At 67.8% G+C, this 15374-nt stretch carries 11 protein-coding genes; 6 read left to right on the top strand and 5 right to left on the bottom strand.

Translation table 11 applies throughout. The features are described 5' to 3' along the window. Positions 1-109: 109 nt before the first annotated feature. From NET02_RS04160 to lexA, 4 genes are all read right to left on the bottom strand, one after another. A complete protein-coding gene (locus NET02_RS04160) occupies positions 110-1405 on the bottom strand; it encodes an adenylosuccinate synthase (protein WP_284056113.1) in 1296 nt (431 codons plus the stop codon). A gap of 141 nt (positions 1406-1546) precedes the next feature. Then, a complete protein-coding gene (locus tag NET02_RS04155; protein ID WP_284056112.1) occupies positions 1547-2593 on the bottom strand; it encodes a J domain-containing protein in 1047 nt (348 codons plus the stop codon). A 332-nt stretch (positions 2594-2925) separates the two neighbouring features. Beyond that, positions 2926-3603 carry a DUF4013 domain-containing protein gene (locus NET02_RS04150; protein WP_284056111.1) on the bottom strand — a complete coding sequence of 226 codons (678 nt, stop codon included), beginning with the start codon at positions 3601-3603 and terminating at the stop codon, positions 2926-2928. Positions 3604-4085: 482 nt separating this feature from the next. Next, on the bottom strand, positions 4086-4727 hold the full coding sequence (gene lexA / locus NET02_RS04145; protein WP_284056110.1) for a transcriptional repressor LexA: 642 nt from the start codon (positions 4725-4727) through the stop codon (positions 4086-4088). Between the two features lie 126 nt (positions 4728-4853). Here lexA and NET02_RS04140 point away from each other — a divergent pair, with 126 nt between their 5' ends. From NET02_RS04140 to NET02_RS04130, 3 genes are all read left to right on the top strand, one after another. Continuing rightward, positions 4854-5414, top strand: coding sequence for a hypothetical protein (locus NET02_RS04140; RefSeq protein WP_284056109.1), 561 nt, complete (start codon positions 4854-4856; stop codon positions 5412-5414). 158 nt (positions 5415-5572) lie between these two features. After that, positions 5573-7954: an endonuclease MutS2 gene (locus NET02_RS04135; RefSeq protein ID WP_284056108.1), complete on the top strand. Its 2382-nt coding sequence runs from the start codon at positions 5573-5575 to the stop codon at positions 7952-7954. A gap of 4 nt (positions 7955-7958) precedes the next feature. Next, positions 7959-8219 carry a hypothetical protein gene (locus NET02_RS04130; protein WP_284056107.1) on the top strand — a complete coding sequence of 87 codons (261 nt, stop codon included), beginning with the start codon at positions 7959-7961 and terminating at the stop codon, positions 8217-8219. Positions 8220-8282: 63 nt separating this feature from the next. Here the strand turns inward: NET02_RS04130 and mfd are convergent, their stop codons facing one another. Beyond that, positions 8283-11798, bottom strand: a complete 3516-nt coding sequence (mfd, locus tag NET02_RS04125; protein ID WP_284056106.1) for a transcription-repair coupling factor — start codon at positions 11796-11798, stop codon at positions 8283-8285. A 189-nt stretch (positions 11799-11987) separates the two neighbouring features. Between mfd and NET02_RS04120 the strand changes: the two genes are divergently transcribed. From NET02_RS04120 to NET02_RS04110, 3 genes are all read left to right on the top strand, one after another. Continuing rightward, positions 11988-12572: a ComEA family DNA-binding protein gene (locus NET02_RS04120; RefSeq protein WP_284056105.1), complete on the top strand. Its 585-nt coding sequence runs from the start codon at positions 11988-11990 to the stop codon at positions 12570-12572. Beyond that, positions 12569-14023 (top strand): ComEC/Rec2 family competence protein, encoded by a 1455-nt coding sequence (locus tag NET02_RS04115; protein ID WP_284056104.1) that lies wholly within the window; start codon positions 12569-12571, stop codon positions 14021-14023. Before NET02_RS04120 ends, NET02_RS04115 begins: the two co-directional genes overlap by 4 nt. A gap of 187 nt (positions 14024-14210) precedes the next feature. Then, entirely contained in the window at positions 14211-15323 is a 1113-nt protein-coding gene (locus NET02_RS04110) for an inositol-3-phosphate synthase (RefSeq protein ID WP_284056103.1), read from the top strand. Positions 15324-15374: the final 51 nt, after the last annotated feature.

Raw genomic sequence — 15374 nt, 5'->3', positions numbered from 1 at the left:
GGCTGTCCAGCCTCCGCGCGCGGGCTGCTCGAAGGCTCGATTCGCTCTCCGGGACGACAGGGTAGCGCTAAACTTCCCCTCAGGGACGCACGGAGAGACAGCTCGCCCTTCAGGCCAGGGCACCGGCCGTGCGCCAAAGAATCTGCCGGCGCGCCGGGCCCACGCCGATCATGGTGACCGGGATCCCAACCAGTTCCTCGATGCGCTGGATGTAGCGCGCGGCCGCCGCCGGCAGCTCTTCGATGCTCGTGGCCTGCGACGTGTCGGTGCGCCAGCCCTGGAGCACTTCGTACACCGGCTGGACCCGCTCCAGGAGATCGGTGCGGGCCGGCGGCACGGCGACCTCACGGCCGTCGATCCGGTAGCCGACGCAGATCGGGATCTCGTCGAGCGCGTCCAGGACGTCCAGCTTCGTGAGCGCGATCTCGGTCATGCCGTTGAGCTGAGCCGCGTAGCGGGCTGCCACCGCGTCGAACCACCCGGTGCGCCGGGGCCGGCCGGTCGTCGTGCCGAACTCCATGCCACGCTCGCGCAGGAGCTGGCCGGTGGCATCGTGCAGCTCGGTCGGGAACGGGCCGGCACCGACGCGCGTAGTGTACGCCTTGAAGACGCCGATGATCCGATCGACCTGCGTCGGCCCGATACCGGCCCCCTGGCAGGCGCCGGCCGCGGTTGGGGAGGTGGAGGTCACGTACGGGTAGGTGCCGTAGTCCAGGTCGAGCATGCACCCCTGGGCAGCCTCGATCAGGATCCGCTTGCCCGCGCGCAGCGCATCCTGGACGAGCGCCTCGGCAGCCACCACGTAGGGGGCTAGACGCTCTCCCCACTCTAGCGCTTGCGCCAGGATCTGCTCCAAGTCGAGGGCCGGGGCGCCGTAGAGCCCGGTCAACAGCACGTTCTTCTCCGGGAGGATCCGCTCGAGCTTGGCACGCAGCTCGGCCTCCGCCCCCTCGAGCAGATCAGCCACCCGGATGCCGCGCCGGGCGATCTTATCGGTGAACGCCGGCCCGTTGCCCCGGCGCGTGGTGCCGATGCTGGCGGGCCCGAGCCGCTCCTCCTCGTACTGGTCGAGGAGCGGGTGGTACGGCATCACGACGTGCGCCCGGTCGCTCAAGAAGAGACGCCCCAGGTCGAGCTGGCGCTGCTGAAGCGCCTCGATCTCGCGGATCAGGTCTGGCGGCGAGACGGCGACGCCGGCCCCGATGACGCAGGTGCAGTGCGGGTACAGGATGCCCGAGGGTACGAGGTGGAACTTGAACACGCCCTCTTCGGTCACGACGGTGTGGCCGGCGTTGGTCGAACCGTTCGGGCGAATCACCATGTCAGCCTGGGCCGCCAGGGTATCGGTGATCTTCCCCTTCGCTTCGTCACCCCACTGGCCGCCGAGGATGATCGTGGCGGGCATGGTCGTCCCCTTCTCGCTTCAATCCCCGCAGACGCTCGGTTGTCCTGCGGGCCGGGCAAAACTATAGCACGGCGACGGAACCTCGACGGGAACCCGCGAGCGCTGAGGTGAGCTGCAGCCGTACGGGAACCGATAGGCAGGTCAGGCCCGGACGCGAGACTCGCGCAGCTCGCGCAACCGCTCGAAGAGCTGTCGCTCTTCCGGCGTCAGCTTGGTCGGCAGCACGACCTTCACCCGAACCAGCAGGTCGCCCCGCTGATCGCCTTTGAGAGAGGGCATACCCTTGCCACGCAGGCGGAACACCTGGCCATTCTGCGTCTCCGGCGGGATGCGCAGCACGACAGGTCGATCGAGCGTCGGCACCACCACCTCGCCACCGAGCAGGGCGGTATAGAGCGGAACCTCGACCTCCGTCCGCAGGTTGTCACCGTCGACTTCGAAGCGCGGGTCGGGCAGCAGGACAACCTTCAGGTAAAGGTCGCCAGGCGGCCCGCCGTCGACCCCCGGCCCACCCTGGCCGGCGATGCGGATGCGCGAGCCGTCGCGCACGCCGGGCGGGATCTTGACCTCGAGCGTCTTGGTCCGGCTGACGAAGCCGGTTCCCTGGCAGGTCAAGCAGATGCCGCGGCCGTTGAGCCCGCTGCCACCGCAGGTCGGGCAGCGCTCGTCGATCTTGACGTCCAGCCGGCGCGTGGCGCCGTGATAGGCCTCGCGCAACGAGACCTCGATCGGGTGCTCGTAGTCCTGGCCGCGCTGCGGGCGCTGGTGGACGCGCCGCCGCTCGCGGGTACCGGCACGCCCGAGCGTCTCGCCGAATTCGCCGAACAAGAGGTCGAAGAAGTCAGAGAATCCCTGACCGGCTCGCTCTCGACGCTCCTGGCGCGTCTCGGCACCCGGCCGGCTGCCGAACAACCACTCGAAGAAGTCGGTCGTCTCGGCGCGCGCGCCCGCTGCCTGCTGGTAGCGCTCCCAGTCGGCGCCGAACCGGTCGTACTTGGCGCGCTTCTCCGGGTCCTTGAGGACCTCGTACGCTTCGTTGATCTCCTTGAACTTCTCCTCGGCCTTCGGGTCCCCCTTGTTGACGTCAGGGTGGTACTTGCGCGCCAGCCGCCGGTAGGCCGCCTTGATGGTCTTCTCGTCGGCGTCGCGCGGCACGCCGAGGATCTTGTAGTAGTCCTTGAATTCCATAGCTCACCCGGCCCGCAGCACGAGATGGCAGTCGATTTCGAGCCGATTATACGTCATTGCGTCAAGTTATAGCAACTTCCTTCAGCCGATCTGGGAGACCAGCTCGTGCGGTTCGCCTATGTGGTCCGGCTCAGAAGCCATCATCCGAGATCATGCTCGATGCCGGACCGTCCCGTATACTCACCTCTCGAAGGCCGGCTGCAGCTCGCCCCGACGAGAACCCGTTCAGGTGTCTTGCACCTGCGGCCGGCTCTCCCGCACGGTCATGCAGGCTGTGGCCAGGGCGGCCCGCATCGCGCCAGCGGCCATGGCCGTGCCTACGGTCCGGCGCGCTAGAAGGCCGGCGACGGCGCCAGCGGCTCGGCCTGGGTTCCCGTGATGCGCCGGCGCACCTGGCCGTACAGGTGACAGGTCATGCCGTAGCCGATGAACGTGGTAAACACGACCCCGACCAGACAGAGGAGCAGGCCGAACGACGCCACCAGGCTAATCACGAAGGCCACGAGCAGGACGACGAGCAAATCGACGAAACGACCCCGGGCTTCATCGAAGATAGCCCCGAAGGCGAGCCCGTCGCTGATCCGCTCGGTTACTGCCAGCCGGCTGTAGAACAGCGGCTGAAAGAACGCGACCACCAGCGAGAGGAGAAACGAGAGGCAGTTGCCCGCCAGAGCGAGCACAGCCGCCATCGCGCGGGGAGCATCCGAGCCCGTGCTATCACCGACCGCGCCGAGCGCTCCAGTGCAGACCGCCAGCACGATGACCGGTAGCGACCAGACCACCCCGACGACGAACCCCTTGAGGCCACGCACCAGATCCCCGCCGAAGTCGTTCCACTCGGGCAAGGGCAGATCGCGGCCCTCAGCGACCTGGCGGATCAGCCGTAGGAAATAACCCCCGATGATCAGCCAGCCGATGATCGGGATGAAGACGAGCAGCCCGCCGATCAGCACCTTTTTGAGCCACTGCTGATCCTGAAATATAAAGCCGATTGCGCGGCCGATATCCACAATCGTCCTCTCCTTCTCTCCAGGCAGATCGGGGTGTTCGTACAGATTCTACCGCGTCCGATACTACGGGACGGCTGTCCAGTGGTCAAGAGCTCCGGACACCAAGCCATACTGAATTCCTATGTCACTTGTTCTGACGACATCCATATCATGTCTTGGATCCGTCTCAGCAGGGATGCCTTCGCCTGGTCGGAGCACCACCTGCCGATTTCAGGGCGGCATGGAGTTAGCCCCGGTGGGGCTCAGATCGGTGAGCCGCCTGGAGATGCCGCTGCGCCGGTCGCTCCGATCGCGTACAGGCTCGCTATGTCTGAGAACGGTTCGCCGACCTGCTGAGAGGACGCATCGTGACGGGGGACGGAAACTGAGGCATAACCAGCCGCTCCGGCAACAGTAGATCGCGTTGCGAATTTCGGCGGCTTTACTCGGCGGGTTCGTCGCTTACGCTCCGCGCATCGGAGCCGGGGACGACATCGCTGCCGCTAGGAGACAGAGCGCAGTACCGTCACTAGCTTGCCCTGAATCTCGACGTTATCGGGTGTCGTGTAGATCGGGGCCATCGTCGCGTTGGCAGGTTGCAGGCGGATGCGATCCCCCTCATGGTAGAACCGCTTGAGCGTCGTCTCCTGTTCTCGCCGCAGCCAGACCGCGACGGTTTCCCCGTTCTCCGCTGTCTGCTGGCGTCGCAACACGACGATATCCCCGTCGCCGATCAAGGCGTCGATCATCGAAAACCCGTTGACCCGGAGCGCGAACAGGCCATCCTGCGACCTTCCCACGAGGTCGACACTGAGCTCGATGTGGTCGTTCACCGTCGCTGGGTCGACCTCCTCGAGGACCGGCAGGGGCTGGCCGGCAGCGATCTGCCCGACTAGCGGGATCCGAACGACGCGCTTCTCAGCGCTGCGACGGCCGACCAGCTCGATGCCGCGCGAGATATTCCGGTTGCGCCGGATCAGGTTGCGCTGCTCGAGTACGTTCAGGTTATAATCGACCACGCTGGTCGAGGAGATGTTCAGATCGTGCTGGATCTCGCGGATGGTCGGCGGGTAGCCGTTCTCATCCAGAAAGCGCTCGATGTAATCGAGAATCGCTCGTTGTCGCTGGCTGAGCGCTCGGGGCATCGTCTCCCTCGCTCCACTGCGCACGAAGAAACCGCCTCAGCCTATACTATACGAGCGAACAGATGTTCGTGTCAAGGGCGAGTCGCTAGACGGCGACGAAGGTCGCGGACGGGGTGAGGTATACCGGTGCCGATAGCCGATATTTTGATCATGGTCGTCTTTCTCGGGGCCTACACGCTGGCGTTTCTCGGCGGCATCGGCCGGACGCTGGTCGGCCTGATCGCCTTGTTCGCCGCAATGGTCGGCGCGGCGCTGTTCACTGAGCCGCTGGCCAGCGCCTTGCGCTCGATCGCGCCATCGATGTCGAATTGGGCGTCTCAGCTCATGGCCTTCGTGATCACCGCCGCGTTGCTGGCCGCCGGAGCGGTGCTGCTCATGCTGCGCTCGTTCCAGGTCGCACCGGTTCCGACGCGACGGTTGACCGCGCTCCGGACTGGCGCGTTCGGCGTGCTGCTGTTGTCGCTCCTGGCGTTCGTCTTCGCGGCCGGGGTGACAGCGGCAGTGGTCCAAGTGGCCAACGGGACGATCCGCCAACTGCCGCAAGACCAGTTCGGGCTGCGTCTCAACCGGGAGATGGACAGATCTCTGCTGGCCCCGGCCGCGCTCCGGGTCGCGCCGACCCTTTACCGCTTGACCATCGAATGGCTGCCCGGTGAGCCACCCGCCGTCCTCCGACCGCCATCGTAAGTCTCCTCCCTACTCGCGCGAAAGCCCCGAAACCGCCTCACGAGGCGTGCGGCTCGTAGCGTGACACGATACGCTTGTCCCAGCAGCGGGCGCACGCTGCCCGCCTCTTTGCACGCTGACGACGACAGGTGTTGGAACGAAAAGAGAAGGTTCTGACCGTGGCGAGCGACCTCCTGCGAGTTCTCGAATTCGACCGCGTGCGCGAGCTACTGGCCCAACGCTGCCAGTTCTCGGTGGCAGCCGAGCGCGCCTCCGAGCTCGGCCCAACGGGTGATCCTAGCCAGGTCGCCTACCTGCTCGGCGTTACCCGCGAGGCTGTAGCGCTGCTGACCGAGCACCCGCGGTTCGGGGTCGGCGGCATGCGGGATATCCGGCCGATCCTCCAGCGCGCTGAGCATGGGCAGCTTCTGGGCCCGGCCGAGCTGCGCGAGACGCTCGACGCCGTGCAAGCAGCCCGCGCGCTGGCCCGAGCATTCTTCACGCTCCCGAACTGGGCCGAGCGCTACCCGCGGCTCGCCGAGTTCACTCTCGCGATCCCCGAGCTCAGCCGGTTGGAGGCCGACCTCGCGCGCACGGTCGGGCCGCGCGCTGAGATCCTCGACACTGCCTCCGACCGGCTGGTCGAGATCCGGCGCGAGCTGAAGCAGGCCCACGAGCGGCTGCTCGAGCGGCTTCGCCGGCTGCTGGCGAGCACGAACGTCGCCCAGGCGATCCAGGATCCGATCATCACCATGCGCGAGGGGCGCTACGTGATCCCGGTGCGTGCCGATCGCCGCAACCTGGTGGCCGGGGTCACGCACGACGTCTCGGCCAGCGGGCAGACGCTCTTCATCGAGCCGCTGGAGGTCGTCGAACTCAACAACCGCTGGCGCGAGCTCCAGCTCGCCGAGGAGCACGAGATCCAGCGCATCCTCCGCGCCCTGACCGATCAGATCGCGCTGGCCGCCGACGACCTCTACCGGACCGTGGACGCGGTCGCCGCCATCGACCTGGCGCTCGCCAAAGCTCGCCTGGCGTTCGACCAACGCGCCGTCGAGCCTCAACTGCTGGAGGCCAGCGGCCGGGCCGACGAGGGCGGCCATCCTCGTCACCGGGTGCTGCTGCGCCAGGCACGGCATCCGCTGCTGGATCCGGCGACGGTGGTACCGATCGATATCTCGCTCGGGGAGACCTACCGTATCCTGGTCATCACCGGGCCGAACACCGGCGGCAAGACGGTGGCGCTCAAGACCGTGGGCCTGCTGGCACTGATGGCCCAGAGCGGGATGTTCATCCCGGCCGCCGAGGGCTCGGGCCTGAGCGTCTTCCCGGCCATCTTCGCCGACATCGGCGACGAGCAGAGCATCGAGCAGAGTCTCTCGACGTTCTCCTCGCACATGACCCGGATCGTCGCCACGCTGCGCAGCGCCGACTCCGATAGCCTCGTCCTGCTCGACGAGCTGGCAGCCGGAACCGACCCCCAGGAGGGCGCGGCGCTGGCCCGGGCGATCCTCTCCCGCCTCCTCGAACTCGGTGTCCTCGGTGTCGTGACTACTCACTACCCCGAGCTGAAGGCGTTCGCCTACGCCACGCCTGGGCTGGAGAACGCGAGCGTGGAGTTCGACCTCAAGACGCTGACCCCGACCTACCGCCTGGTCACCGGCATACCGGGGCAATCGAACGCGCTGGTCATCGCGCGGCGACTGGGCCTCGACGAGGCAGTGATCGAGGAGGCCCGCAGCTACCTCGACCCAGCCGCCGAGCGGGCCGAAGAGCTGCTGGCCGAGATCAGGCGCCGTCGCGAGGCGGCGGAGCGTCACCTCGAGGAGGCGCGGCAGGCGAGAGCCGAGGCCGAAGCGCTGCGTCGGCAGGCCGAGGAGCTACTGCGCGAGGCAGAGCTGGAGCGACGCCGAGCGCGCGAGGAGGCACTGGCCGAGCTCGAGATCGAGCTGGCCGAGGCTCGCGAGCTGATCCGGCACCTCCGGCGCCAGGCCGCGCGCGAGGAGCGCCCCACGCCGGTCGAAGTCGAGCAGGCAGCAAAGGCGCTGGAATCGGCGCGCCGGAGCGTCCGCGCCGCGGCTCGGCGCCGCCGGCCGGCCGTCCAACCAGACGCCGTTCGCGTGGGCGACCAGGTGGAGGTTCCCTCACTCGGGCTTCAGGGAGAGCTCGTGGCGCTGCACGACGGCGACGAGGCCGAGATCCAGGTCGGCGCCTTCCGGGTACGCCAGCCGCTGGGCGTGCTCCGTAAGGTGGCCGCGGCTCCCGAGCCGCGGCCCACCCGCCCGGTAACGATCGCGGCGCCGCCACCGCCGCGGGTCGAGCCAGAGCTGCACCTGCGGGGAATGCGCGCCGCCGACGCGATCCAGCGCCTGGAGCGCTACCTCGACGACGCCGCCCGGGCCGGGCTGCCCTGGGTACGCATCGTGCACGGCAAGGGCACCGGAACCCTGCGCGCGGTCGTGCACGAGACCCTTCGCGAGCACCCGCTCGTCGACCGCTTCGAGCTGGCTGGGCTCGGGGAGGGCGGCGAAGGCGTCACGATCGTCTACCTGAAGGGGTAGGGCCATGAGGACTGGTTCGCTGGGCACGGACGATCTCGAAGACGCTGCGGTGGTGCCGGTGGCGGTCGCGCCGAACGAGATCATCGCCGCCCTCTGGCGCGAGGCGCTCGCCGAGGAAGGCATCGTCGCGCTGGTCAAGGCGACCGGGCCCGGGCTAGCCTACTTCACGAACTTCGCCAACGAGCACGTGCTCTACGTGCTGGAACCTCAGGCCGAGCGCGCGAGGGAGATCCTGGCCACCCTCGAAGACGGGGAAGTCCCGTAGCCACAGCGCCATCGCGACAGCTCCCGAGCAGATCTCCCGCGCAGTGGGCAATACTCCATGGGCTCAACCTGCCGAGAGGAGCAGCGTCGCGTTCGCCTCCTCGATCGCATCGAGAACCGCCACCACCGCCTGCCAGACATCGGTCGCGAGCCGGGCGGCAACCAGCCGCACCTGGTGCGGGGTGACGTAGACTCCGGCCCCGAGCTGGCGGCGAAGCGCCCCCTGGTCGAGCCGCGTGCCGATCACCGGCCGGATGTAGACCTCGCCATCTCGCTCGAGGATGGAGGTAATGCCGATCCCGTTGGCGCGCACCCGGAGACGGGCCAGATCGACCATGCGCTCGACCGGCGCCGGGAGCGGCCCGAAGCGATCCACGAGCTCATCCACGAGCTCGCGCAGCTCGCCCAGTGTACGGATACGGGCGAAGCGCTGGTACAGGCTCATCCGAACGGCTTCGTCGCCACAGTAGGATTCGGGAATCGTCGCCTCCACGGGCAAGTCGATGGTCACGCTGGTCGGCTCCTCGATCGGCCTGCCCTGCTTGATCTCCTCCACGGCGCGCGCTAGGAGTTGCGTGTACAGCTCGAAGCCGACGGCCGCGATGTGGCCACTCTGCTCGGGGCCGAGCACGTTGCCGGCACCGCGGATCTCCAGATCGCGCAGGGCGATCTGAAACCCAGCGCCCAGTTCGGTCGCCTCCTGAATCGCCTCCAACCGCGCCTGGGCCTCCTTCGAGAGCGGCTTTCGGTCGTTGTAGAGCAGGTAGGCATACGCCCGCTGGTAGCTGCGCCCGACGCGGCCGCGGAGCTGGTAGAGCTGGGTCAGCCCCAGCATGTGCGCCTGGTCGATGATGATCGTGTTGACATTCGGGATATCCACCCCCGACTCGATGATCGTCGTACAGACGAGAACATCGAACTCCTGGCGGATGAACGCCAGGATCACGCGCTCCAACTCGTCCTCGGGCATCTGACCGTGAGCGATCGCAAACCGGGCCTCGGGCACGAGGTGCTGGAGGTGACCGGCCAGGTGGCCGATGCTCTGCACCCGGTTGTGAACGACGTAGACCTGGCCCCCACGGGCGATCTCCCGCAGGATCGCCTCGCGGATGACCGTGTCCCTGGCCGGGGTGACGAAGGTGCGCACGGGTGCGCGATCCAGCGGCGGCGTGTTGATCACCGACAGATCGCGGATACCGGAGAGCGCCAGGTAGAGCGTGCGCGGGATCGGGGTGGCCGTCATGGTCAGGACATCGACGTTGGTGCGCAGGCGCTTGAAGTGCTCTTTGTGCGCGACCCCGAAGCGCTGCTCCTCGTCGATGATTACTAGGCCCAGGCGCTTGAAGCGAACGTCCCGCTGAAGTAGCCGGTGCGTGCCGATGACGATATCCACTTCGCCACGGGCGATGGCCTCCACGATTTCGGCCTGCTCCTGACGGCTGCGCAGCCGCGAGAGCATCTCCACGCGCACTGGGAACGGCGCCAGGCGCTGCTGGAATGTGGTGTAGTGCTGGAGCGCCAGCACGGTGGTCGGCACCAGGACGGCGACCTGGAAGCCATCGTTCACCGCTTTGAACGCCGCGCGCACGGCCACCTCGGTCTTGCCGAAGCCCACGTCGCCGCAGAGGAGACGATCCATCGGGCGCGGCCGTTCCATGTCGGCCTTGATCTCCTGGATCGCCCGCAACTGGTCAGGGGTCTCCTCGTAGGGGAACGACTCCTCCAGCTCGTGATCCCAGGCAGTGTCAGGCGAGAACGCATGCCCGACCGCGGCCTCGCGCGCGGCGTAGAGCTGGAGGAGATCGAAGGCCAGCTCGCGCACCGCCTGCCGTACCCGGCGCTTGATGCGCGACCACTCCGGCGAGCCCAGCAGGGTCAGAGCCGGCTCGCCGTCGAAACTCTCGTAGAGCGTGATGCGGTCGAGCTGGTCGACCGGCAGATAGAGCCGGTCGTTGTCGGCGTACTCCAGCAGGAGGTACTCCCGGGTCACCCCGCTGATCTCGAGCGTGACCAGCCCGCCGTAGCGGGCGATGCCGTGCTCGACGTGAACGACGTAGCTGCCAGGCTTCAGCCGCTGGAGCAGATCGGCCGACGTGGCTCGCGGCCGGCCGGCCGGGCGGCGCACGGCGCGGCGGTAACCGAAGATCTCGCGATCGCTGAGGACTAGGATCCGTTGCCCGGTATGCTTCCAGCCGCCGCTGAGCCGCTCACGGGCGACCTCGATCGTGCCTGGCTCCAACGGAGGAGCACCCTGGCCATCGAGCCCGGCCGGAGACTCCTTCTGGACTCGCGGGAAGATGCCGTGCTCCTCGAGCAGCTCGGTGAGCCGGTCGCGCTGCTCGCTCGCCAGCACCAGTCGCCAGCCGCCGGCAGTGAACTCCTCGACGAGCTTTGGGAGGTGGCCGAGGCGACCGGCCAGGTTGGGTAGATCGGTCGTGTAGCCATCCTGAGCAGCAGAGGCGGCGATATCGCGGGCCGGCCACTGCGGGGGCCGGGAACCGAGGAGAAGCTGGCGCGTACTCTCCACCCGCTCCAGGACTCGTTCGAGCGGGTGGTACGGGAGTGGGAGATCCTGGGGCAGCTCGCCGCTCTCCTCGAGCGTCGCCCGGAGTTCCTGGGCCTGCACGTCGATCTGCTCCAGCGCGAGGTAGACCGCGCCCGGATCCACCACGACGACTAGGTGGGGCTCCGGGAGATAGTCGAGCAGGCTTACCGGGCGATTCAGGAAGAAGGGGGCGAAGAGCTCGGGCCCAGGGGTCATCTCCCCGCGTTCGAGCTGTGCCAGGAGCCGCTCCCACTCCGCCAGCACCTCCGGCCTCAGCGATCCGGTGTCGATGCGGCGCAGCCGCTCCACCGCCTCCGCAAGCCGGCTCTGGTCGATCTCGACTGGCGGCAGGACAGTAGCCGCCTGGACTCGCTCCACCGAACGCTGGGTATCCGGATCGAACCGGCGGATCGACTCGATCTCGTCGCCGAACAGCTCGAGGCGCAGGGCAAGCCGGCTACCGGGAGGCCAGAGGTCGACGATGCCGCCGCGGTGGCTGAACTGCCCGGGAGCGCTGACGACCGCGGCGCGCTGGTACCCGGAAGCTAGCAGGTGAGCGAGGAAAGCGCGCAGCGAGAGCGTCTCACCGACTCGGAACTCGATCGCCTGCGACCAGAGCGTCTCGGGCGGGCTGAGGAGCTGCGTCAGCGCGCGCACCGGGGCAATGACCACCGCAGAGGGGTCGGTCGCCAAACGCCGGAGGAGCGCGACGCGCTCGGCGCTAGCGGCTCGGTCAGGGGCGAGGAGGTCGTAGGGGAGCGTCTCGGGCGCCGGCCAGAGGAGCGGCGACTGGCCCGCGGGGAGGTAGGTCGCGAGCGTGTCCTGGAGCTCGAACGCCTGGTCGTGCCGGGCAGTCAGCAGCAAGAACGGGCACTGGAGCCGGCGGATCAGCGTGGCCAGGACCGGCGCCCGGGCAGCAGCCGGGATACCTTCGACTTCGAGGACTTGGCCCTCACCCAGCGCGCGGAGGCTCTCGGCCAGCTCGCGGTGCCACGGATCGTCTACCAGTTGAGCGGTGATGTGCGCGAGCGTCATCTCTCCAGCAAGCCCAAGGCGTGTGCGAGACACGCAGAGACCGGCCATCGGCCATAGGTGGCCGTGGCAAAGTGGTTCAGTATACCACCTCGGTTCGCTGTCCACATGCCTAGGCTGCTTTACAGAGCTCCGAAGGCCGGCTAGGATCAGCCAAACAGTGGGCAGAGCCACGACGGGAAGGCAGAGGGCGTGGGGCGGTTGCAGCGATTCACCCCGATCCAGACGCTGATCCTCGGATTCGTTGTTGGACTGCTCGTCGCGCTGGCGCTCGCGCTGCTCCGGCAGGAGCGCGGGCAGGGCGACCTCGTCCTGCGCGTCGAACCGCTCGAGACACCTGCGGATATCACCGTGTATGTAGACGGGGCGGTGGCGAAGCCGGGGTTGTACACTCTGCCGACTGGCAGCCGGCTGGCGGACGCGCTCGACCGTGCCGGCCTGTTGCCCAGCGCCGATACGTCCCGCCTGCCGCTCGCCGAGCGACTGCGAGACGGGCAAAGCATCGTCGTCCCCGAGCGGCAGGCCCAGGTTGCAGAGGGCACCACTGCAACGGCACCCGCGCAACCAGGCTCGACGCTGATCGACATCAACGCGGCATCGGCTGACGAGCTCGAGACATTGCCCGGGATCGGCCCGGCGTTAGCCGAGCGCATCGTCGCCTACCGGACGGAGCACGGCCCGTTCCAGTCAGTGGATGAGCTGGCTCGAGTGCGGGGCATCTCGCCGCGCATGGTCGACGAGCTGCGCGATCTGGTGACCGTCGGTGGAGTGCCGTGATCGGCCTCTGGCTCGGCCTCGCCTTTCTCAGCGGCGTGCTCGCGCACGATCTGGGACTGGCTCTCGCGGCAGCGGTGACCGCTGTGGCCGGTGCCGCGCTCGTCTCCGTCGTCTGGCCTACCAGGCACGTCCGGTTGGCATCGATGGCGGCTCTCGTTTGCCTGCTGGCCGGCGCCGCGCGGGTTGCGACGGCGCCCTCGCCGGCCACGCTCCCGCCCGACGTCGCCGGGAGGCACCGCTTCACGGGCGTCGTCCTCAACATGCCCCGCGTCTATCCCGAGCGCACTGATGCGCTGCTCCGGCTGCGCTCGCCGGTCGAGGCCACTGTGCTCGCGCGCTTACCCCCGACGGCGACAGTGCGGCAAGGAGACGTGCTGTCCGGGGCAGGCGAGCTTGTCGTCGCTGAGCGAGCACAGTCGAGGAGTGGGGGTGTGGCAACGCTCCGCGTCTTCGACTTCACGGTCGAAGGCAGCGAGGCGACGTCACTGCAACGCCTGCGAACGCGCGCCCACGAGGCCATCGGCGAGCGCGTGCTGCGGAGCGTGGCGGAACCAGCCGGCACGCTGACACTCGGCGTGCTGCTGGGGGACGACAGCCGGATGACTGGCCCGACGCGGCAGGCGTTCCAGGCCGCCGGGTTGACGCACTTGACGGCGGTGAGCGGCTGGAATGTGGCGGTGGTGACTGGCGTGTGCGAACTCGGGTTGCGACGCTGGTTGAGCGTGCGACGACGCTTGCCCGTGGTAGCGGGCATCATCTGGAGCTATGCGTATCTCGTCGGCCTCCAGCCGCCGGTCGTGCGCGCCTCGCTGATGGCGAGCCTGTACCTGGCCGCGCGCTGGCGAGGACGCCCGCGCGACCCGGTCACCGCGCTGCTCTGGTCGGTCGTCGCAATGATCGCCGTTCAACCGGCGATACGGTTCGACGTGGCGTTTCAGCTCTCGGCGCTCTCGACCGCGGCGCTGGCATTGCTCGGGCCACAGATCGCCCGGTATCCGGCCTGGATAGGGGCGATCGTGCTGCCAGTCACGACGCAGCTCGCGGTGTCGCCACTCCTCCTGCACTGGTTCGGCGCCTACTCGCTCGTCGCGCCGGTGGCGAACCTGCTCGTCGGGCCGGCCGTGGCACCAGTCATGGCAGGCGGCGTGCTGGTCGCGGCCGCCTCGCTCGCACATCCCGTTGCTGCCGATGCGCTGGGCGTGCTGGCCTGGCTGCCAGGACGCTGGGTCGTTTGGATCGCGGAAGTCGCTGCTAGCGTGCCGGGACTCGCCGGCCGGACGCTGTCGCCGGGTGCAGACGCGACTGTGCTCGTGTACCTCGGGGCCGGCGTCCCGATCCTCTGGTGGTGGCAACGGACCACGGCGGTACCACTGCCGGAGGGGCTCGCGCTCCTGGCTCCGCAGGTAACAGAGATCGAGACTGAGGACTCGCCACAGCGGGAACCGGCGTGACGAGCATGCATCTCTATCCCTGGTCCCGTTTCGCTGCCCGCACATGGGACAACCACGCCCCATCGCGGAAAATTGACGAGATTCCATCCTGGACCGTACAATGAGTCGGATACGGCTATGAGCCGGGCGGCCGGCAGATGCCACGCAGGCCGGATCTCGCGTCGTCAGAGAGGATCGTGGAGGAGCTGTGGGTAGCAAGAAGATCCGCGTAGCCATCATCGGCGTCGGAAACTGTGCCTCCTCGCTGGTGCAGGGAGTCCACTACTACCGGAACGCCGATCCCGACCAGTTCGTCCCCGGCCTGATGCACGTCGACCTCGGCGGCTATCACGTCGGCGACATCGAGTTCACCGCCGCGTTCGACATCGACTCTAACAAGGTAGGCAAGGACCTCTCGGAGGCAATCTTCGCGCCGCCGAACAACACCTATAAGTTCACCGACGTTCCTTACCTCGGTGTCCCTGTCTACCGCGGTATGACACACGACGGCCTCGGCAAGTATCTCTCGCAGATCATCACTAAGGCGCCAGGCCCGACGGCGGACATCGTCGGGATCCTCAAGGAGACCCAGACCGATGTCGTCATCAACTACTTGCCGGTCGGCAGCGAGATGGCGACCAAGTGGTATGTCGAGCAGGTCCTCGACGCCGGGTGCGCATTCGTGAACTGCATCCCGGTCTTCATCGCCCGTGAGGAGTACTGGCAGAAGCGCTTCCGCGACCGCGGGCTGCCGGTGATCGGTGATGACATCAAGAGCCAGGTCGGCGCCACCATCACCCACCGGGTGTTGACCCGCCTGCTGGCCGACCGCGGCGTGCGCATCGACCGCACCTACCAGCTCAACTTCGGCGGCAACACCGACTTCCTGAATATGCTGGAGCGCGAGCGGCTCGAGTCGAAGAAGATCTCCAAGACCAACGCCGTGCTCAGCCAGCTCGACTACCCGATTCCTGACGAGAACATCCACGTCGGCCCCAGCGACTACATCCCCTGGCTCCAGGACCGCAAGTGGTGCCACATTCGTATTGAGGGCACCACGTTCGGCGACGTACCGATCAACCTGGAGCTGAAGCTCGAGGTCTGGGACTCGCCGAACTCCGCCGGCGTGGTGATCGACGCGATCCGCTGCGCCAAGCTCGCGCTCGATGCCGGCATCAGCGGCGCCTTGATCGGGCCGAGCGCCTATTTCATGAAGTCGCCACCCGTCCAGTACCGGGACGAGGAAGCGCGCGAGCTGGTCGAGGCATTCATCCGCGAGACCGCTGCCCAGCGCGAGCGGTACATCCCGGCGGAGAGCTGAGTCGACCAGGTACCGTTCGTACCGACACTCGCAGGCGAGGGGGCAGCGGGC

Source organism: Thermalbibacter longus (assembly GCF_023806485.1).
GTDB classification, from domain to species: Bacteria; Chloroflexota; Chloroflexia; order Thermomicrobiales; family Thermomicrobiaceae; genus Thermalbibacter; species Thermalbibacter longus.
This window is presented reverse-complemented; position numbering and strand designations above follow the sequence as displayed.

Excerpts from the sequence above, each read along its gene's own strand:
- mfd (WP_284056106.1), bottom strand. The coding sequence starts at position 11,798 with ATGACGCTCGCGCACATCACCGCTCAACTGGTAGACGATCCGTGGCAC.
- NET02_RS04155 (WP_284056112.1), bottom strand. The coding sequence starts at position 2,593 with ATGGAATTCAAGGACTACTACAAGATCCTCGGCGTGCCGCGCGACGCC.
- NET02_RS04130 (WP_284056107.1), top strand. The coding sequence starts at position 7,959 with ATGAGGACTGGTTCGCTGGGCACGGACGATCTCGAAGACGCTGCGGTG.
- NET02_RS04160 (WP_284056113.1), bottom strand. The coding sequence starts at position 1,405 with ATGCCCGCCACGATCATCCTCGGCGGCCAGTGGGGTGACGAAGCGAAG.
- lexA (WP_284056110.1), bottom strand. The coding sequence starts at position 4,727 with ATGCCCCGAGCGCTCAGCCAGCGACAACGAGCGATTCTCGATTACATC.